At 64.2% G+C, this 19838-nt stretch carries 19 protein-coding genes; 14 read left to right on the plus strand and 5 right to left on the minus strand.

The window, feature by feature from the left end:
- Positions 1 to 218 precede the first annotated feature (218 nt).
- The 7 genes from AC1DZT_RS07010 to AC1DZT_RS07040 all read left to right on the plus strand — a co-directional run bounded on the left by AC1DZT_RS07010 (position 219) and on the right by AC1DZT_RS07040 (position 7611).
- The gene (locus AC1DZT_RS07010; protein ID WP_478005894.1) at positions 219 to 668 is read left to right on the plus strand and encodes a CopD family protein; all 450 of its coding nucleotides are present in this window, start codon (positions 219 to 221) and stop codon (positions 666 to 668) included.
- Between the two features lie 149 nt (positions 669 to 817).
- Positions 818 to 2089 carry a transcription termination factor Rho gene (rho, locus tag AC1DZT_RS07015; protein WP_478005895.1) on the plus strand — a complete coding sequence of 424 codons (1272 nt, stop codon included), beginning with the start codon at positions 818 to 820 and terminating at the stop codon, positions 2087 to 2089.
- 9 nt (positions 2090 to 2098) lie between these two features.
- Positions 2099 to 3376: a tRNA uridine-5-carboxymethylaminomethyl(34) synthesis GTPase MnmE gene (gene mnmE, locus AC1DZT_RS07020; RefSeq protein ID WP_478005896.1), complete on the plus strand. Its 1278-nt coding sequence runs from the start codon at positions 2099 to 2101 to the stop codon at positions 3374 to 3376.
- Positions 3377 to 3387: 11 nt separating this feature from the next.
- Complete coding sequence (gene mnmG / locus AC1DZT_RS07025) at positions 3388 to 5256, plus strand: tRNA uridine-5-carboxymethylaminomethyl(34) synthesis enzyme MnmG (protein ID WP_478005897.1); 1869 nt, start codon at positions 3388 to 3390, stop codon at positions 5254 to 5256.
- On the plus strand, positions 5253 to 5882 hold the full coding sequence (gene rsmG / locus AC1DZT_RS07030; protein WP_478005898.1) for a 16S rRNA (guanine(527)-N(7))-methyltransferase RsmG: 630 nt from the start codon (positions 5253 to 5255) through the stop codon (positions 5880 to 5882). Before mnmG ends, rsmG begins: the two co-directional genes overlap by 4 nt.
- On the plus strand, positions 5875 to 6696 hold the full coding sequence (locus tag AC1DZT_RS07035; RefSeq protein ID WP_478005899.1) for a ParA family protein: 822 nt from the start codon (positions 5875 to 5877) through the stop codon (positions 6694 to 6696). Before rsmG ends, AC1DZT_RS07035 begins: the two co-directional genes overlap by 8 nt.
- A 3-nt stretch (positions 6697 to 6699) precedes the next feature.
- Positions 6700 to 7611: a ParB/RepB/Spo0J family partition protein gene (locus AC1DZT_RS07040; RefSeq protein ID WP_478005900.1), complete on the plus strand. Its 912-nt coding sequence runs from the start codon at positions 6700 to 6702 to the stop codon at positions 7609 to 7611.
- A gap of 1 nt (position 7612) precedes the next feature.
- Here AC1DZT_RS07040 and hemW read toward each other — a convergent pair whose 3' ends face one another.
- The 4 genes from hemW to rph are packed head-to-tail and all read right to left on the minus strand — an operon-like array spanning position 7613 to position 10470.
- A complete protein-coding gene (gene hemW / locus AC1DZT_RS07045; RefSeq protein ID WP_478005901.1) occupies positions 7613 to 8770 on the minus strand; it encodes a radical SAM family heme chaperone HemW in 1158 nt (385 codons plus the stop codon).
- Between the two features lie 2 nt (positions 8771 to 8772).
- Positions 8773 to 9147, minus strand: coding sequence for a RidA family protein (locus AC1DZT_RS07050; RefSeq protein ID WP_478005902.1), 375 nt, complete (start codon positions 9145 to 9147; stop codon positions 8773 to 8775).
- Positions 9144 to 9752: an RdgB/HAM1 family non-canonical purine NTP pyrophosphatase gene (gene rdgB / locus AC1DZT_RS07055; RefSeq protein ID WP_478005903.1), complete on the minus strand. Its 609-nt coding sequence runs from the start codon at positions 9750 to 9752 to the stop codon at positions 9144 to 9146. Before rdgB ends, AC1DZT_RS07050 begins: the two co-directional genes overlap by 4 nt.
- 1 nt (position 9753) lies before the next feature.
- Positions 9754 to 10470, minus strand: a complete 717-nt coding sequence (gene rph / locus AC1DZT_RS07060; RefSeq protein WP_478005904.1) for a ribonuclease PH — start codon at positions 10468 to 10470, stop codon at positions 9754 to 9756.
- 105 nt (positions 10471 to 10575) lie between these two features.
- Between rph and hrcA the strand changes: the two genes are divergently transcribed.
- The 3 genes from hrcA (at position 10576) to AC1DZT_RS07075 (ending at position 13447) form a co-directional block, all read left to right on the plus strand.
- Positions 10576 to 11646, plus strand: coding sequence for a heat-inducible transcriptional repressor HrcA (hrcA, locus tag AC1DZT_RS07065; protein ID WP_478005905.1), 1071 nt, complete (start codon positions 10576 to 10578; stop codon positions 11644 to 11646).
- A gap of 89 nt (positions 11647 to 11735) precedes the next feature.
- Positions 11736 to 12212, plus strand: a complete 477-nt coding sequence (locus AC1DZT_RS07070; protein WP_478005921.1) for a nucleotide exchange factor GrpE — start codon at positions 11736 to 11738, stop codon at positions 12210 to 12212.
- Between the two features lie 74 nt (positions 12213 to 12286).
- Complete coding sequence (locus AC1DZT_RS07075; protein ID WP_478005906.1) at positions 12287 to 13447, plus strand: WD40/YVTN/BNR-like repeat-containing protein; 1161 nt, start codon at positions 12287 to 12289, stop codon at positions 13445 to 13447.
- On the opposite strand, the gene mutS is transcribed toward AC1DZT_RS07075, so the two are convergent.
- Positions 13444 to 16029, minus strand: a complete 2586-nt coding sequence (gene mutS / locus AC1DZT_RS07080; protein WP_478005922.1) for a DNA mismatch repair protein MutS — start codon at positions 16027 to 16029, stop codon at positions 13444 to 13446. The genes AC1DZT_RS07075 and mutS overlap by 4 nt on opposite strands.
- A gap of 112 nt (positions 16030 to 16141) precedes the next feature.
- Between mutS and AC1DZT_RS07085 the strand changes: the two genes are divergently transcribed.
- The 4 genes from AC1DZT_RS07085 (at position 16142) to AC1DZT_RS07100 (ending at position 19473) form a co-directional block, all read left to right on the plus strand.
- Positions 16142 to 17041 carry a D-amino acid aminotransferase gene (locus AC1DZT_RS07085; RefSeq protein WP_478005907.1) on the plus strand — a complete coding sequence of 300 codons (900 nt, stop codon included), beginning with the start codon at positions 16142 to 16144 and terminating at the stop codon, positions 17039 to 17041.
- Positions 17038 to 17769 carry a sulfotransferase-like domain-containing protein gene (locus AC1DZT_RS07090; RefSeq protein WP_478005908.1) on the plus strand — a complete coding sequence of 244 codons (732 nt, stop codon included), beginning with the start codon at positions 17038 to 17040 and terminating at the stop codon, positions 17767 to 17769. Before AC1DZT_RS07085 ends, AC1DZT_RS07090 begins: the two co-directional genes overlap by 4 nt.
- A 205-nt stretch (positions 17770 to 17974) precedes the next feature.
- On the plus strand, positions 17975 to 18874 hold the full coding sequence (msrP, locus tag AC1DZT_RS07095; RefSeq protein ID WP_478005909.1) for a protein-methionine-sulfoxide reductase catalytic subunit MsrP: 900 nt from the start codon (positions 17975 to 17977) through the stop codon (positions 18872 to 18874).
- Positions 18874 to 19473, plus strand: coding sequence for a protein-methionine-sulfoxide reductase heme-binding subunit MsrQ (locus tag AC1DZT_RS07100; protein WP_478005910.1), 600 nt, complete (start codon positions 18874 to 18876; stop codon positions 19471 to 19473). Before msrP ends, AC1DZT_RS07100 begins: the two co-directional genes overlap by 1 nt.
- Positions 19474 to 19838: the final 365 nt, after the last annotated feature.

Below are 19838 nucleotides of genomic sequence, written 5' to 3' on the forward strand. Positions count from 1 at the left end.
GGGGGATGGGTTTGGCGGCGGGTGCCCCGGCAAGACAATGACTCTGCAGCAGATTTTGTAGGATTGACTCGGAGGTTGCGAAAGACTGCCCTCGATTCCTCCACAGCTTTGCCCCTGTGGGCAAGTTGGCGGAGGAAAGATGCAATCCAGATACCCACCACCTCTATTACATCATCAATCCTTTCTTTATCTTTATACTTAAGAAGTAGGGGGCAGGGATGATCGACGTTCTGGCGGTGTGGTATCCGTGGATCAAGGTGGCCCATGTGGTCAGCGTGATCGCCTGGATGGCGGGGCTGTTCTATCTGCCCAGGCTCTATGTCTACCATGTGGAGCAGGTGGAGGCAGGCTCGCCCACCGATGCGATGTTCCAGACCATGGAAAGGCGCCTGTTGCGCGGGATCATCGGGCCCGCCTCGGTCTCGGCCTGGGTGTTTGGGCTGTGCCTGGTCTTCACGCCGGGGATCGTGGATTGGTCGATGGTCTGGCCCTGGACCAAGGCGGCTTCGGTGCTGGTGATGACCTGGTTTCAGCATTGGCTGGGCTGGCGGCGCAAGGACTTCGTGGCGGGCTCCAACACGGTGACGGGGCGGCAGTACCGGATGATGAACGAGCTGCCGACGGTGCTGATGCTGGTGATCGTCGCTTCGGTGATCGTGAAGTTCTGAGGGGCAGCGCCTGTCCTTTTGCAGCCCGGCGTTGACTTTCGCGGTGGTTGCGATTACGTGGCGAATTGCGTGGCCGTCCGGCCGTAACCGCATTCCGTTGACATTGCTGCACTGCACCGGGGCTGCCCCGGTTGCCTTAAGGGTTTTCCATGACTGTAGAACATCTGAATCTTGCTGATCTGAAGGCAAAGACGCCGGCTGAATTGCTGGCGATGGCCGAGGAATGGGAGATTGAGAACGCGCCGAGCATGCGCAAGGGCGAGATGATGTTCTCGATCCTGAAAGAGCATGCCGAAGAGGGCTGGGAAATCGGCGGCGATGGCGTGCTGGAAGTGCTGCAGGACGGATTCGGGTTTCTGCGCTCGACCTCGGCCAACTATCTGCCGGGTCCGGATGATATCTATGTCTCCTCCGATATCCTGCGGCAGTTCAGCCTGCGGACGGGCGACACCATCGAGGGCCTGATGCAGGCGCCGCGGGATGGGGAGCGTTATTTCTCGATCACCAAGGTGACCAAGATCAACTTCGACGACCCGGAGAAGGCGCGCCACAAGGTTCTGTTCGACAACCTGACGCCGCTTTACCCCGATGAGCGGCTGAAGATGGAAGTGGAAGACCCGACGATCAAGGACCGCTCGGCCCGGATCATCGACCTGGTCTGCCCGATCGGCAAAGGCCAGCGCGCCCTGATCGTGGCGCCGCCGCGGACGGGTAAGACGGTGCTGTTGCAGAACATCGCCAACTCGATCGCGGTGAACCATCCGGAATGCTATCTGATCGTCCTCTTGATCGACGAGCGGCCCGAGGAAGTCACCGACATGCAGCGGTCTGTGAAGGGAGAGGTTGTGTCCTCGACCTTCGACGAGCCGGCCTCGCGTCACGTTGCGGTGGCGGAAATGGTGATCGAGAAGGCCAAGCGTCTGGTCGAGCATAAGCGAGATGTTGTGATTTTGCTCGACTCGATCACAAGGCTTGGTAGGGCGTTCAACACGGTCGTGCCGTCGTCGGGCAAGGTTCTGACCGGGGGCGTGGACGCCAATGCGCTGCAGCGGCCGAAGCGCTTCTTTGGTGCGGCGCGGAATATCGAAGAGGGCGGCAGCCTGACCATCATCGCCACGGCGCTGATCGATACCGGCAGCCGGATGGACGAAGTGATCTTCGAAGAGTTCAAGGGCACGGGTAACAGCGAAATCGTGCTGGACCGCAAGGTGGCTGACAAGCGGACCTTCCCGGCGATTGACATCCTCAAGTCAGGGACGCGGAAGGAAGAGCTGCTGGTCGAGAAGACCGATCTGCAGAAGACCTATGTGCTGCGCCGCATCCTCAACCCGATGGGGACGACCGATGCGATCGAGTTCCTGCTGGGCAAGCTGAAGCAGACCAAGACGAACAGCGAATTCTTCGAATCGATGAACACCTGAGAGGGCGCGATGGGCGACACGATCTTTGCCCTGGCCTCGGCGCGGGGCAAAGCGGGTGTTGCGGTGTTCCGCATCTCGGGCCCCATGGCGCATGGGGCGGTGGCCGGGCTGTGCCGCTTGCCGGAGGCGCGGCGGGCTGCCTTGCGGCGGCTGGTCTGGCAGGGTGAGGTGCTGGACGAGGCCCTGGTTCTGATCTTTGATGCCGGGGCGAGCTTTACCGGCGAGGCTGCGGCCGAATTGCAGGTGCATGGCAGTACGGCGGTCGTGAAGGCCGTGACGCGGGCGCTGAGCGAGGCGGGGCTTCGGCTGGCGGAAGCGGGGGAGTTCACCCGCAGGGCGCTGGAAAACGGGCGGCTGGACCTGGCCCAGGTCGAAGGCCTCGCAGACCTGATCGAGGCCGAGACCGAGGTGCAGCGGCGTCAGGCTATGCGGGTGCTGTCGGGGGCGATCGGGCGGCGGGCCGAGGGGTGGCGCAAGGCGATGATCCGCGCTGGCGCCTTGATCGAGGCAACGATCGATTTTGCCGACGAAGATGTGCCGGTCGATGTGACGCCGGAGGTGATGGGCCTGATCGACGGCCTGTTGGCGGAGCTGCGGCGCGAGATTGCCGGCAGCGGCGTGGCCGAACGGGTGCGCGATGGCTTTGAAGTCGCGATCCTTGGGGCGCCGAATGCGGGAAAATCCACGCTTCTGAATGCTTTGGCGGGGCGGGAGGCTGCGATCACCTCGGAAATCGCGGGGACGACGCGGGATGTGATCGAGGTGCGGATGGACCTTGGCGGCCTGGCGGTGACCCTGCTGGATACCGCGGGCCTGCGCGAAACCGAGGATGTGGTGGAACAGATCGGCGTCGCGCGCGCTTTGGAACGGGCCAGGGCGGCGGATCTGCGGGTGTTTTTGCAGGAACAGCCGGGAGAAGTTCTGATGATGGAACCCGTGCCCGGCGATATCGTCGTGCTTGGCAAGGCCGATCTGCACGGCGCCGAGGGCGTCTCTGGCCGGACAGGGCAGGGGGTTGATGCGCTGGTTGCGCGGATTTCTGCTGCTTTGGAGGAAAAGGCGGCTTCTGCCGGAGTTATGACGCGGGAGAGGCACAGGGTTGCAATGATCCATGCGGTCGAGGCTATGGAATCGGCGCGAGATCAGATACAGAGGCAGGGAAGTGCGGCGGAACTGGTCGCGGCGGATCTGGGCCGGGCGGCAAGGTCGCTAAATGTGCTGGTGGGGCGGTTGGACGTTGAAAACTTGCTGGACGAGATTTTCGCCAGCTTTTGCATAGGCAAGTGAGGATGTTTCACGTGAAACATTTCGATGTGGTGGTGATTGGTGGCGGGCATGCCGGCGCGGAAGCGGCGGCGGCTTCGGCACGGGTTGGGGCGAGGACGGCGCTGGTTTCGATGCGCAAGGATCGAATCGGCGTTATGTCCTGCAATCCGGCGATTGGCGGGCTCGGCAAGGGCCATCTTGTGCGCGAAGTCGATGCGCTGGACGGGATCATGGGCCTGGCCGCGGATGCGGCGGGCATCCAGTTCCGCCTGCTCAACCGTCGCAAGGGACCGGCCGTGCAGGGCCCGCGGACCCAGGCCGATCGGCGCCTGTACCGGGAGGCGATCCAGGGTTTTCTGATCCGTCAGCCGGGGCTGGAGATTATCGAGGGTGAGGTCGTTGACCTGATCGAAGGACCGGGCGGCCGGATTTCGGGTATTGAACTGCTGGATGGCACTGTCTTGCAGGCGGGCGCCGTGGTTCTGACCGCGGGCACCTTCCTGAACGGCATCATCCATGTGGGCGATCAGCACCGCTCTGGCGGCCGCGAGGGCGATGTGGCCTCGATCCGTCTGGGGCAGAGGCTTGGCGGGTTCGGCCTGCGTCGCGGGCGGCTGAAGACCGGTACGCCGCCGCGTCTGGACGGCCGCACCATCGCCTGGGACGGGCTGGATGAGCAGCCGGGGGACGAGGCGCCGGTGATGCTGTCCTTCCTCAGCAAAGCGCCGGTCGTGCGCCAGGTGGCCTGCGGGATCACCCATACCAACGAACGGACCCATGACATCGTGCGCGCCAATCTTGGCCGCTCGGCGATGTATGGCGGCCATATCGAAGGGGTTGGGCCGCGTTATTGCCCTTCGATCGAGGACAAGGTGGTGCGGTTTGCCGACAAGACCGGGCACCAGATCTTCCTGGAGCCGGAGGGGCTGGATGACCACACGGTCTATCCCAACGGCATCTCCACCTCGCTTCCGGCGGAAGTGCAGGTCGAATATGTGCGCAGCATCAAGGGGTTGGAGGGTGTGATCATCCTGCAGCCGGGCTATGCGATCGAGTATGATTACTTCGATCCTTCGGCTTTGCGGCCGACATTGGAAAGTGCCGTGCCTGGCCTCTATTTCGCCGGCCAGATCAACGGGACGACCGGTTACGAAGAGGCGGCGGCGCAGGGGTTGGTGGCGGGTGCCAATGCGGCGGCCGCGGTCTTGGGTCGGGCGCCGGTCCTGTTTTCCCGCACCGACAGCTACATCGGCGTCATGCTGGACGACCTGATCTCGCGCGGGGTGACCGAGCCCTATCGCATGTTCACCTCGCGGGCGGAGTACCGGCTGCATTTGCGCGCCGACAATGCCGATCAGCGCATGACGCCGCTCGGCCTGACCAGCGGATTGATCGGCCCGACGCGAGCGCAGGTCTTTGCCGAGAAGATGGAGAAGATCGATGCCGCCGCCGCGATGCTGTCCGAGCGGTCCTGCACGCCGCAGGACTTGCAATCGGTCGGGCTGACGGTCAGCCAGAATGGCGCGCGGCGTACGGTGTTGCAGGTCCTCGGCGGGTCCGAATCCGATTGGACCAATGTACTGCGTCTGGAACCGCGGGCGGCTGAAATCGATCCGGAGACCATGGCCCAGGTCTGGCGCGATGCCCTCTATGCGCCCTACCTAGAACGCCAACGCGCCGAGGCGGACAGGCTACAACGCAATGAACTCGTTGAAATTCCGGCGGATCTGGAGTTTTCCGGCCTTCCCGGCCTGTCCAACGAGCTTGTCTCGAAACTGCAGCGTCGCCGCCCGTCGAATCTGGCCGATGCGGAACGGATCGAGGGGATGACTCCCGCAGCACTGCTGCTGATCCTGGCGCACTGCCGGAAGGCCGATCTTGCGCGGGCGGCTGGTCAATGACCGAAGCGACGCGCGGGCAGGCGCCAGACTGGCTAGATGTTTCACGTGAAACATTGGCCAGGATGGAGGCGATGCTGGCCTTGGTGGAGCGGTGGACGCCGGCGATCAATCTGGTTGCGGCGGGCAGTCTGCCGGTTGCCTGGCAGCGGCATGTCCTCGATTCGGCGCAACTGTTTCTGCATCGCCCCGCAGAGGCGCGACACTGGGTGGATTTCGGCAGCGGCGCGGGCTTTCCCGGCCTGATCGTTGCCATCCTGGCGGCGGAGCATCAGCCGGATCTGACCGTGACTTTGGTTGAATCCGACAAGCGGAAGGCGGCTTTTCTGATTCAAGCGGCACGCGAGCTGGGGTTGAAGGCCGCCGTCCTTTCGCGCCGCGCCGAAGATCTGCCACCGCAGGCCGCTGACGCCATCTCTGCCCGTGCCTTGGCGGCGCTTTCGGAGCTTATGCCGCTAGTGCAACAGCACCTGAAACCTCAAGGTCTGGCGCTGTTCCCGAAAGGCGCCCGCGCGCAGGATGAGGTGACGGAAGCGCGGAAATCCTGGATTTTCGACGTTGAAAGCCTGCCCAGCCGGACCGACCCCGCTGGAATGATCCTGAAGGTAAAGAATCTGCGCCATGTCTGATCTGAGCCGCGACCACGAACCCTGCATCATTGCCGTCGCCAACCAGAAGGGCGGGGTGGGCAAGACCACAACCGCGATCAATCTGGCGGCCGGGCTGGTCGGCCTCGGGGCGCGCGTTCTGTTGATCGATCTGGATCCACAGGGCAATGCTTCCACCGGGCTTGGAATCGCGGCAGAGGCGCGCAAGGCGACCACCTATGATCTGCTGATCGAAGAGCGTCCGATCGGCGAGGTGATCCAGAAGACGGCGATCGAAAATCTGCTGATCTGCCCGGCAAATTCCGACCTCGCCTCTGCGGATATCGACCTCGTCGCCAATGAGAAGCGGGTCTACCTTCTGCATGACGCGCTGCACCAGCCGGCGGCGGAGCATCTGGGCCTGGATTTCATCCTGATCGATTGCCCGCCCTCACTCAGCCTTTTGACTATCAATGCGCTGGTCGCCGCGCAGTCCGTCCTCGTCCCGCTGCAGGCGGAGTTCTTTGCGCTGGAAGGTCTGTCGCAGCTGATGCTGACGATCCGGAAAATCCGGTCAACGGCCAATCCCGCCCTGCGGATCGAAGGGGTTGCGATTACCATGTATGATGGCCGCAACCGGTTGAGTCAGCAGGTCGAGGCGGATGCGCGGGCGACCCTCGGCGATCTCGTCTTCAAAACGGTGATCCCGCGGAATGTGCGGCTCAGTGAGGCACCCTCTTTCGCCATGCCGGTGATGCAGTATGATGCGACCTCCAAGGGCAGTGAGGCTTACCGCAATCTGTCAGCCGAGATTCTGGCGCGTCACCCGCGCGCCGTCGAAAAAGTCAGGACCTGAGTTATGGAAAAGAAGCTGGATCGTCGCGGCCTGGGGCGGGGGCTTTCCGCACTTCTTGCCGATGCAAACCTGGGCGAGCCCGCAGCGGACAGTCCGGAACAGCCGCGCCCGACGCAGTTCATGCCGGTCGAGCGGATTCAACCCAATCCGGACCAGCCACGGCGTGAATTCAGCCCCGATGCGCTGGAGCAGTTGGCCCAGTCGATCCGTCAGAAAGGCATCGTCCAGCCGCTGATCGTGCGGGCCATCGGTGCCCAGGGCCAGTACGAGATCGTCGCTGGCGAGCGGCGCTGGCGGGCCGCGCAGATCGCCGGTCTGCATGAAGTGCCGATCGTGGTGCGCGAGTTCACCGATGTTGAAGTGCTTGAAATCGCGATCATCGAGAATATCCAGCGCGAGGACCTCAACCCGATCGAAGAAGCCATGGCCTACCGCCAGCTGATCGAGCGGTTCGGCCATACCCAGGAAAAACTGGCCGAGGCCCTGTCGCGCAGCCGCAGCCATGTGACCAACCTTCTGCGTCTGCTGACCCTGCCGGACTCGGTGCAGGACATGCTGCGCAAGGGTGATCTTTCGGCCGGCCATGCCCGCGCCCTGATCACGGTGCCGAATCCTGCGGTTCTGGCCAGCCAGGTGGTCCGCCGCGGTCTTTCGGTGCGGGAGACGGAAAAACTCGCCAAAACGGCCGGCACCAAGCAGCCGCGCAGCGGCGGCAAGCCGGAAAAGGACGCCGATACCCGCGCGATCGAGGCCGATCTTTCCGCCAATCTGCGCATGGTCGTCAAGATCGACCACCGCGGTATCGACGAGGGCGGGGTGCTGTCAATCAGCTATCGCACGCTCGAAGATCTCGACCTGCTTTGCGATGTGCTATCCAAGATCCCGCGCGACATGCTGCCCGAACGGACGATGTAACCTAATTCACCAGCAATTCCCGCAGGATGGCATTGAGCAACAGCCGGCCGTTCTGCGTGGTTTTCAGGCGGGTGCCTTCCACCTGCAGCAACCCATCGGCCACAAGTTCTTCGATCTTGGCCTGTGGCAGATCGCGGCCGGAAATGGCGTTGAAGCGCGCCATGTCGCTGCCTTCGCGCAGCCGCAGCGACATCAGCAGATATTCCATCGCGTGGTCTTCATTGGCAGAGGATTGCCGCGGGCTCTCACCGCCATCACCGCGCTCGACCTGTTCCAGCCACTGGCCGGGCTGTTTCGGGGCTTCGGTCGCCCAGCGGTGGTGGTCCAGGGTCAATCGGCCATGGGCGCCGGGCCCGATTCCCACGTAATCGCCCATCCGCCAATAGATCTGGTTGTGGCGCGATTCTTGCCCAGGCTTGGCGTGGTTGGACACCTCATAGGCCGGCAGGCCCGCCGCTTCGCACAGATCCTGCGTCATCTCATACATGTCCGACGACAGATCCTCGCTGGGCAGCCCGCGCAACTGCCCCAGGGCATGACGCGCGCCGAAGACCGTACCGTCCTCGATCGTCAGCTGGTACAGCGACAGGTGGCTCGGCGCCATCGACAGGGCTTCGCGCAGTTCGGCCGCCCAAGCCTCCGCGCTTTGGTCCTGCCGCGCGTAGATCAGGTCAAAACTGACCCGGTCAAAGGTGCTGCGCGCGATGTCGTAGGCCGCCTTCGCCTCCGCAACGCTGTGCATCCGGCCAAGGCGCTTCAGATCCGGGTCATTCAGCGCCTGCATCCCGATCGAGATCCGGTTGACCCCCGCATCGTGGTATCCCGCAAAACGCCCGGCCTCGACCGAACTCGGGTTCGCCTCCATGGTGATCTCGATGTCGTTGGCCAGGGTCCAGCTTTTGCCCACGGCCTGCAGAATCGCGGCCACGAGATCGGGGTTCATCAAGGACGGCGTGCCGCCCCCGAAGAAGACCGAGTTCAGGACCCGCCCCTCGGTCTCGACCGCGATCCGCGCAATCTCGGCCAGATAGGCCTTTTGCCAGCGATCCTGATCGATCCGGCTCGCGACATGGCTGTTGAAGTCGCAGTAGGGGCATTTGGACTGGCAGAACGGCCAATGCAGGTACAGGCCAAAGCCGCCGTTTCGCCAGTCTTCCATCATCATCCCTTGAACGCGGTGACTTCGATTTCGATCTTCATTTCGGGCCGGATCAGCCCTGCAATCACCATCGTCGCGGCGGGGCGGATGGTGCGGAGGTTTTCGCCCAGAACCGGGATCACCTCCTCGACCAGCGCGGCATCCGTCAGCGTATATTGCACCCGGACGATATCGCCCATGGAAAAACCCGCTTGCTCCAGCACCCCGGCGATGGTGGCAAAGCAGTTCCGCGCCTGATCGGCGACGCTGTCGGGGATCTGCATCGTCTTGTAATCATAGCCCGTCACACCGGACACAAAGCACCAGCCCGCCTTAACGACCGCCCGGCTATAGCCCATTGTCGCCTCGAAGGGCGATCCTGTGGAGATGAGTTTCACGTGAAACATTCCTCGATCAGTTTTGCAAAAGCATCGGCCCGATGGCTGATGCGGTTCTTGACGGTGTCGTCCATCTCGCCAAAGGTCTGGTCATGGCCATCGGGCACGAAGATCGGGTCATAGCCGTGACCCTGTTTTCCCCGGGCGGGCCAGACGATCTGCCCCTGCACCTTGCCCGCAAAGACCTGCGCTTCCCCCTCCGGCCGCACCAATGCCAGGGTACAGCAGAAGGCGGCGGTCCGCGGGGCAGGGGCCTTCACCGCCTGCAGAAAGGCCCAGGTCTTCGCCATCGCGTTCCCGAAATCGCGCCCCTTGGCGCCTTCCGCCCAATCGGCGGTGTAAACGCCGGGCGCCCCGCCCAGGGCATCGACCATCAGGCCGGAATCGTCGGCCAGGGTCAGCAGGCCAGAGGCTTTCGCCCCCGCCCTGGCCTTGAGCAAGGCATTCCCCGCAAAGCTGCGTTCGGTTTCTTCCGGTTCACCCAGTCCCAGATCGGCCAGCGACAGGACCTTCACGCCGTAAGGCGACAGCAAGGCCGAGATTTCCGCCAGCTTGCCGCGGTTCCCCGTCGCTACCAGTAGTGTCTCACCCGGAAGAATCCGCATCCTATGCCCCAATCGCTGCCTTTTGCGCCGCGACAAGGGCCGCGACACCCGCTTCGGCCAGATCCAGCAGCTTGCCCATCTCATCGCGCGAGAAGGTCGCCCCTTCGGCCGACATCTGCACTTCGATCATCCGCTTGCGCCCGGTCATCACGAAATTGCCGTCGGTGCCCGCAACCGAATCCTCGGCATAGTCCAGGTCCAGCACCTCTTGCCCGGCATAGACGCCGCAGGACACGGCGGCGACATGGTCGATCATCGGATCGCTGATGATCACACCCGCCTTCATCAACTTGTTCACCGCCAGCTTCAGCGCGACCCACCCCCCGGTGATCGAGGCGCAGCGCGTCCCGCCATCGGCCTGCAGCACGTCGCAATCGATCACGATCTGCCGCTCGCCCAGGGCCGAACGGTCCACACCGGCGCGCAGGGCACGGCCGATCAGCCGCTGAATCTCCTGCGTGCGGCCCGATTGCTTGCCCGCCGCCGCCTCGCGCCGGGTCCGCGAACCCGTCGCGCGCGGCAGCATGCCATATTCCGCCGTCACCCAGCCAAGCCCGGTGCCCTTCAGGAAACTCGGCGGCTTCTCCTCGATCGAGGCGGAGCAGAGCACATGCGTGTCGCCCATCTTGATCAGGCAAGAGCCCTCTGCGTGTTTCATCACCCCGGCCTCGATCGACACCGTCCGCAATTCATCCAATTTCCGGCCAGAAGGACGCATTTTCCACCTTTTTCTCAAGTTTCTCTGTCAAGGCCAGATATGACGCTGCAGCCCCCGGGTGCAACCCCGATTGACGGCGCGGCCCCGCAGTCCCTAGATAGGGTCATGGCCGACAAATCCGCGATCCTGACCGAACTGAACGACCGTTCCCGCGAGGTCTTTCGTCGCGTGGTCGAATCGTACCTCAGTTCCGGCGATCCGGTCGGCTCGCGCACCCTGACCCGCACGATGACCGAAAAGCTCTCGGCTGCCACGATTCGCAACACGATGCAGGATCTGGAATATCTGGGCCTGCTCGACAGCCCGCATGTTTCGGCCGGGCGCATCCCGACCCAGCTGGGTCTGCGCATGTTCGTCGACGGGCTGATGGAGGTCGGCACGATCGACCAAGCCGACCGCGCCAAGATCGAATCCTCGGTCGAGCGCGAAGATACCGATGTGGCCTCGCTTCTGGATCACGTCGGCGCGGCGCTTTCGGGCATCACCCGCTCCGCATCGCTGGTGCTGGCGCCGAAACAGGAAACCGCGATCCGCCATATCGAGTTTGTCAGCCTTTCCGCCGAGCGCGCGCTGGTGGTCCTCGTCTTCGTCGACGGCCATGTCGAAAACCGCGTCTTCAACCCGCCGCCCGGCCAGACCCCTTCTTCGATGCGCGAAGCGGCGAATTTCCTCAACTCCATCGCCGAGGGCCGCCGCCTCTCCGAACTTCGCCCGCTGATCGCGGCCCAGATCGCGCTGAACCGGCAAGAGATCGACGTTCTGGCCCGCGATCTTGTCGAAAACGGCCTCGCCCTCTGGGAAAACGCCGGTGAGCGGGGCGAGCGGCTGATCGTGCGCGGGCAGGCCAACCTGATCGACGCCGACCCCGAATCCCTCAACCTCGACCGCATCCGCACCCTCTTCGACGACCTCGAACGCAAGCGCGACATCGCGGATTTCCTCGAAATGACCGAGACCGGCGAAGGTGTCCGCATTTTTATCGGTTCCGAGAACAAGCTTTTCTCACTTTCGGGTTCCACTCTGGTGGTTTCTCCCTATATGAACGCCGACCGAAAGATCATTGGCGCCATTGGCGTCATCGGCCCGACCCGACTCAACTATGGGCGGATTGTTCCGATCGTGGACTATACGGCGCAATTGGTGGGCCGCATGGTCTCCGGACGGGGCAAGGGCTGAGTTTGAAAAGGTGGAACAGAATGGCAGACGACAAGACAGGCCCGGCGTCGGACGGCGCGGAAATTGATCTGAAGGACCTCGAATCCTTCATGGAAAGCGAAGAACTCGCCGCCGCCAAGGCCGAGCGGGACGAGATGCGCGACCGTTACATGCGCGCCCTGGCCGATGCTGAAAACGCCCGCAAGCGGGGCGAGCGCGACCGCCGCGAGGCCGAGCAATATGGCTCCACCCGCCTCGCCCGCGATCTTCTGCCGGTCTACGACAACCTCAAGCGTGCCCTGACCGCCGTGCCGGAAGAGCTGAAGGCCCAGGCCGCCGCCCTGACCGAAGGTGTCGAACTGACCCTGCGCGAGCTGACCAATGTGATGACCAAGCACGGCGTCCGCCCGATTTCCCCCGTGGTCGGCGATGTCTTCGATGCCCAAAGCATGGAGGCGATGTTCGAGGCGCCCTTGCCCGGCACCAAGGCCGGCACCATCATCCAGGTGATGACCGAGGGCTTCATGCTGCACGACCGCCTGCTGCGCCCGGCGCAGGTTGGCGTTTCGTCCAACACCCAGGGCTGACCCGCCCGCGCCAAAGGCTATGCGGGTCGCCTCCCGCATGCTAGTCTTTGCGAGGTTCCGGAACGGAGGCTCGCATGGCCAAGGCCTTGACCCTACTTGTCGGCACGACAAAAGGCGCTTTTCTGATTTCTGGCGGACCCGACCGCGCAGGTTGGGTCGTCTCTGGCCCGTTCTGCAACGGTTGGGTCATCAATCACATGATCGGCGACCCTGAGACCGGCGAGATCTGGGCCGGTGGCGGCAGCGAGTGGAGCGGCGCCGGCATCTGGCGCTCCTCCGACCATGGCGCCACCTGGACCCTGGCCAAGCTGACCAAGGGCAAGATGGACGACTGGGCCGCCAATGACCCGGACTTTGCCCGCGCCATCGGCTGGACGGACAGCCCGCTCCCCTTCGGCGACAGTTTCAGCCAGATCTGGTCGCTGGGGCAGTCCGGCGACACGCTTTATGCCGGCACCAAACCCGCCAGCCTTCTGGCCAGCCATGATCGCGGCGCCACTTGGGCGCTGTTGCCCGGCCTGACCGACCATCCCTCTGCCGCCAGCTGGCAGGGCGGGGCGGCGGGTTTGGTGCTCCACACCATCGTCAGCGACCCCAAGGACCCCAAGAAGCTCTGGATCGGCATTTCCGCCGCCGGGGTTTTCGCCAGCGAGGATGGCGGCGCGTCGTGGGAAAGGCGCAACCGCCTCTCCAACACCGTGCCCCATGTCCACCACGATCATCCCGCAGCGCCGCGCGATGGCGATACCGGGCATTGCGTCCACAACATGATGCGCGCCCCGGGGTCCGAGGATGTGCTCTACCAGCAGAATCACCACGGTGTCTGGCGTTCCGCCGACGGCGGCCGCAGCTGGGAGGATATCACCGAAGGCCTGCCCTCGACCTTCGGCTTCCCGATCCGGGTGCATCCCCGTGACCCCGATACGCTCTGGACCCTACCGCTCAACGGTGATTCCGCCGGACGCTATCCGCCGGGTGCGGCGGCCGCCGTCTGGCGCTCGCGCGATGGCGGCAAAAGCTGGACCGACTTGCGCGCGGGCTTGCCGCAGACCGCCTGCTATTTCACCGTGCTGCGCCAGGCGATGGCCGGCGACGCCCGCGATCCGGCCGGCATCTATTTCGGCACAAACAGCGGTTCGGTCTTTGCCAGCCTCGATGAGGGCGACAGCTGGACCGAAGTCGCCCGCCACCTGCCCACCATCCTCGCCGTCGAGGTGCTGGACAGCGAGGCTTAAGGCAGCAGGCCCTTCAGTTCATAAAGCAGCCCCAAGGCCTCCTTCGGGGAAAGGTCATCCGGGCTGATCTCCTTCAACCGCGCCTCGACGGCAGAGGCTGCGATGCGCACCGCAGGCTCCGGTTTCACCGCACGGAACAGCGGCAGATCATCGATCAAGGCCTTTTGCGAGGGCCGGTCGCGGTCGCCCTTCTCCAAAGCCTCCAGCACGACCTTGGCCCGCTCCACCACCGCATGCGGCAGACCGGCCAGCCGCGCCACCTGCACGCCATAGCTGCGATCCGCCGCCCCCTCCCGCACCTCGTGCAGGAAGATCACGTCGCCCTCCCATTCCTTCACCGTGACCGTGGCGTTCTTCACGCCCTTCAGCTTGCCCGCCAAGGCCGTCATCTCGTGGTAATGCGTGGCAAAGAGCGCGCGGCAGCGGTTGACGGCATGCAGGTTTTCCAGCGTCGCCCAGGCAATCGAAAGCCCGTCATAAGTCGCCGTGCCCCGCCCGATCTCATCCAGGATCACCAGCGCCCGGTCATCCGCCTGATTCAAAATCGCCGCCGTCTCGACCATTTCCACCATGAAGGTCGACCGCCCGCGCGCCAGGTCATCCGCCGCCCCCACCCGGCTGAACAGCTGGCTCACCAGACCAACCTGCGCCGCCTTGGCAGGCACATAACTCCCCATCTGCGCCAGCAGGGCGATGACCGCGTTCTGCCGCAGGAAGGTCGATTTACCCGCCATGTTCGGCCCGGTGATGAGCCAGATCGCCGGCGTGTCCTTCTCCGTCAGGCGGCAGTCGTTGGGCACAAAGGCCTGACCCTGCCGCTTGAGACTGCGCTCCACCACCGGATGCCGCCCGCCCTCGACGATGAAGGCGCGGCTGTCGTCCACCACCGGCGCGGTCCAATCCTCGGCCACCGCCAGATCGGCCAGCGCCGCCGCAAGGTCCAGTTCGGCCAAGCCGCGTGCCGCCCCGGCAATCGCCGCGGCCCGGGCCAGAACCTCGGCCCGCAGCGCATCGAAATGCGCCTTCTCCTGCTCCAGCGCCAGGTTCCCGGCGTTGAGGATCCGCGTCTCCATCTCGCTCAGCTCCACGGTGGAAAACCGCATCACATTGGCATTGGTCTGCCGGTGGATGAACTTGCCCGTGCCCAACAGCTTGTCGGCATGCAGCGAGGTGACCTCGATGAAATAGCCCAAGACATTGTTATGCTTGATCTTCAGCGAGGATATCCCGGTCTCGCCAATGAACTGCGCCTGCATGTCGCCCACCACGGCGCGCCCCTCGTCGCGCAGGCGCCGCGTCGCATCCAGCTCCGCATCGAAGCCCTCGGCCACATATCCCCCGTCGCGCGCCAGCAGCGGCGGTTCGGCGACCAAGGCCCGGTCCAGAAGATCCACCAGATCCTCCTGCCCGCGCAGCGCCCGGCAGGCCTCGACCAGAACCCCGGGCGCGCCGGGCAGATCGATCCGTGCCGCCTGCGCCAGCCCGGCGCGGATCGCCGCCAGATCGCGCGGCCCGCCGCGTTCCAGCGCCAGCCGCGACAGCGCCCGGTCCATGTCGGGCACCATCCGCAAGGCATCGCGCAGATCGTGGCGGGCAGATCCTTCGACCAGCCAGCGCACCGCCTCCAGCCTTGCCCCGATCACCGCCAGATCGCGCGAGGGGCTCGACAGACGCACCTCCAGCAGACGTGCCCCCGGCGCCGTCACGGTCCGGTCAATCGCTGCCAGCAAAGACCCCTCACGCCCGCCCGACAGGGCCTGCGTCAGTTCCAGGTTGCGCCGCGTCGCCGCATCAATCTGCACCGTCCCGCCCGAGGCCTCCCGCACCGGCGGGCGCAGCAGGGGCAGTTTGCCGCGCTGGGTCAGTTCCAGGTAATCGACCAGTGCGCCCATCGCCGAAACCTCGGCCCGGCCAAAGCTGCCAAAGCTCGCCAGCCCCGCCACGCCATGCAGCGCCGAAACCCGCGCCTCGGCGCCCGAAGAATCAAAGCTCCCCCGCGACAGCGCGGTGATCGCGGCACCCGCCTCGCGCACCACCTCGGCCCAAGTGCTCTCTCGCGCTTCGGACACCAGCACCTCCCGCGGGGCGAGCCGGGCCAGTTCGGCGGCGAGCCGGGCAGGGGGGCAGGGCATCACCCGGAACTCCCCGGTCGAGATATCGGCCCAGGCCAGCGCGCCTTCTTCGCGCAGCTCGGCAAAGGCGCAAAGGTAGTTCGACCGCCGCGCCTCCAAGAGGCTGTCCTCGGTCAGGGTGCCGGGGGTGACCAGCCGCACCACATCGCGTTTCACGACGGATTTATAGCCGCGCTTCTTGGCCTCGGCCGGGTCTTCCATCTGCTCGGCGATCGCCACGCGAAAGCCCTTGCGGATCAGGCCCAGAAGATAGCCCTCCGCCGCATGAACCGGCACGCCGCACATCTGAATGGGCGCTCCGGCATGGGTGCCGCGCTTGGTCAGGGCGATGTCGAGCGCCTCTGACGCCTCCACCGCGTCCTGAAAGAACATCTCGTAAAAGTCGCCCATCCGGTAGAACAGCAAGGCGCCGGGATAGCGGCCCTTGATCTCCAGATACTGCGCCATCATCGGCGTGACTTCGTCTTGCACATCTTCCCCCGAACTCTGGCCGCAAACCCTAACCAACCCTTCCCTTCGCCGAAAGCCCCCCTTACCTTCTGCGCCAAATCGAGGGCCCCAGATGACTGACAATGTTTCCACCCACCAGGCCGAGGATGACGCCCGCAACGAGGCGATCCTCATCTATGTCAACGGCAAGATCGTTCCCAAGGCGGAAGCCATGGTCTCGGTCTACGATTCCGGCTTCATGCTGGGCGATGGCGTGTGGGAGGGGATCCGGCTTTACAACAACCGCTGGACCTTCCTCGAAGAACACATCGACCGCCTGTTCGAGGCGGCGATGGCCATCGACCTCGACATCGGCCTGACCAAAGCGCAGGTCATCCAGGCCGTCTACGACACCCAGGCCGCCAATGGCTTTGTCACCGATGCCCATGCCCGCCTGATGGTGACGCGGGGCGTGAAGACCCGGCCCTTCCAGCATCCCAAACTGTCGCAGCGCGGCCCGACCATGGTGATCATCATGGAACATTCGCGCCAGAAACTGCCGCGGCCGATCCGTCTGGCCACCGTGCCGCATATGCGCGGGTTGCCGATGACCCAGGACCCCAAGCTGAACAGCCATTCCAAGCTGAACTGCATCCTGGCCTGCATCGCCGCCGAAAAGGCCGGCGCGGATGAGGCCTTGATGCTCGACGTCCACGGCTTTGTGAACACGACCAACGCCTGCAACTTCTTCATTGTGCGGAAGGGCCAGGTTTGGACCTCGACCGGGGATTACTGCATGAACGGCATCACCCGTCAGAAGGTCATCGACCTCTGCCGCGCCAACGGCATCCCGGTCTTCGAGCGCAACTTCTCGCTCGTCGACACCTATTCCGCCGATGAAGCCTTCCTCACCGGCACCTTCGGCGCCCAGACCCCGGTCAGCACCATCGACGGCCGCAAGATCGGCACCGGCGAGATGGGGCCGATGACCGAACGCATCCGCAGCCTGTACAAGGAGCTTGTCGGCGCATGACCCCCGATCCCCACCGCATCGCCATGTGGAGCGGCCCGCGCAACCTGTCCACCGCCCTGATGTATGCCTTCGCCGCCCGCGGCGATTGCGCGGTCTGGGACGAACCCTTCTATGCCGCTTATCTGAAAGCCACCGGCATCGACCACCCGATGGCCGCCGAGGTGATCGCGGCGGGCCAGCCCGATCCCGCACAGGTGGCCGAAGCCTGCCTCGGCCCGATCCCGCAGGCGCAGCGGATTTTCTACCAGAAGCACATGACGCTCCACATGATCAAGGAGTTCGAGCGTGGCTTCATGCTGGGCCTGACCAATGTCTTCCTGATCCGCCATCCCGCCTATGTGGTGGCGAGCTATTCCAAGAAGCGCGAAAGCCCGACGCTGCACGATATCGGCTTTCTCCAGCAGGCGCATCTCTACAACGAGGTCTCCGACTGGCTGGGCGAGCCGCCCGTGGTGGTGGACAGCTACGATATCCGCGCGAGGCCCCGTGAAACCCTGACCCGGCTTTGCGAAGCCCTGGGCATTCCCTTCACCGAAAAGATGCTGTCCTGGCCCGCCGGCCCCAAGCCCTATGACGGCGCCTGGGCGCCGCATTGGTACAATGCCGTCCACCAATCGACCGGTCTGGACGCGCCGGAAGGCCCGCTGCCCGACCTCGCGCCCGAATTCCAGCGCCTCGCGGACGAGGCGCTGCCCTATTACGACTATCTGCGCCAGCACAAGATCTGACGCCCTCCAGACCGCCCCCGCCATTCAAAGGGGGCGGTCTGGCGCACATCCGCGTGAGAAGCGCCCGGAATGCCCCCGATCACGGGATTGTGAGCGCAATATCTGAAACGCCTTCGCCCTGAAGACCGTAATGTCCTCAGAGGCGGTCTTCGGGTTCCCGGCGCGCTGCCCCATCATCCGCCTTCTGGCATGAGAGGAGCTTCGAATGTCTTTCAAAACTCACCTGCGTTGGTCCGACGTCACCCCGCACTCCGTTTTCCTGAACCGTCGTCAGATCATCGCCGCCGCCGGGGCCGCCCTTCTGGCCTCGCCCGCGCTGGCCAAAAGCAAATATTCCACAGACGACAAGCCCAACACCTTCGAGGAGATCTCGGGCTACAACAACTACTACGAATTCGGCACCGGCAAGGAAGACCCCGCCGCCAATGCCGGCAGCCTGACCACGACGAACTGGAAGGTGAAGGTCGACGGCATGGTCGACAAGCCCGGCGACTACGACCTGGGCGACCTGATCTCCGGCCTGACGGTGGAGGAGCGGATCTACCGCTTCCGCTGTGTCGAGGCCTGGTCGATGATCATCCCGTGGAACGGCTTCCAGCTGTCGGCCCTGCTCGACAAGATCGGCGTGCAGCCCTCGGCCAAATTCGTCGCCTTCGAAACCCTGGTCCGGCCCGAGGAAATGCCCGGCCAGAAATCCGGCATCCTCGACTGGCCCTACCGCGAGGGCCTGCGCCTGGACGAGGCGATGAATCCCCTGACCCTGATGGCGACCGGGCTTTACGGCAAACCGCTGCCCAACCAGAACGGCGCTCCGATCCGCCTGGTGGTGCCGTGGAAATATGGCTTCAAAAGCGTCAAGTCGATCGTCCGCATCAGCCTGACCGACCAGATGCCGCAAACCACCTGGAACATGATGGCCGCCAATGAATACGGCTTCTACGCCAATGTGAACCCCGAGGTCGACCACCCGCGCTGGAGCCAGGCTTCCGAGCGGCGCATCGGGGCCGGGCTTTTCGCGGGCCGGCAGGACACGCTCAAGTTCAACGGCTATGGCGATGAGGTGGCCAGCCTCTATGCCGGCATGGATCTGGCGAAGAACTACTGATGCTGGACAAGATCAACAAATCCCTGCGCCGGGTCCCGGTCTGGACGATCTACCTGATCGGCCTCGCGCTTGCGGCCTGGGTGATCTTCCAGGGCCTGAACCAGACCGACCCGGTGCGCGGCATCGAATGGGGCCTCGGCCTCTGGGCCTTGCGGTTGCTGATCGCGACGCTCTTCATCTCTCCGCTGCGCTGGATCGGGCTGAACCTTCTGCGGTTCCGCCGCCAGCTGGGCCTCGTGGCCTTCGCCTTCGTGGTGCTGCACTTCGCCTCCTGGCTGACCATCGACATGGGGCTGCGCTGGGGGCAGATCCTGCCGGACCTCTACAAGAGGTGGTATATCCTGATCGGCATGACGGCTTTCGTCCTGCTGATCCCGCTGGCGGTGACCTCGAACAACCGGTCGATCCGCAAGCTCGGCGCGCAAAGCTGGAACCAGCTGCACAAGCTCGCCTATCCCGCGACGATTCTGGCCGTGCTGCACTTCACCATGGTCGGAAAGGTCTACACGCGGGAAATGCTGATCTATGCCGCGCTGCTCGCCGGGCTTCTGCTGGTGCGACTCGCCCGCAATGGCCCGAAAAGCCTGGTCTGGGTGTGATTCCCCGGATTTCCGGCGCAACAATCTTGCGCCGGAACCCCTGACCACTTGGTCAAAGTTTCGCCAAGCCACGGATTTTGCTATAAAATCGGGAAATACGAAGAAAATGCGACGGCAGGTGTTTTTTTCGCTTGCGGGTTTTGTGGTGTTTCCCTAAATACCGCCTCACCGAGACGCAGACGACGCCAGACGGTGGCGGAAGCGGGTGGGTGGCAGCGGTTGGACGCGGAAGCGGGCGGCGGTTGTGGGAAATTCTGAAGACACGGCGGTTCGGGGAACGCTAGGAGACTGGCGCCTCGAAAAGTTTTGTCCTCACGCTCTTTGAAATGTAGATGAATGAAGGGATATGTGGGCGGTTTGGGCGC

The sequence above is a fragment of the Rhodobacter sp. P1_C2 genome (assembly GCF_056406375.1).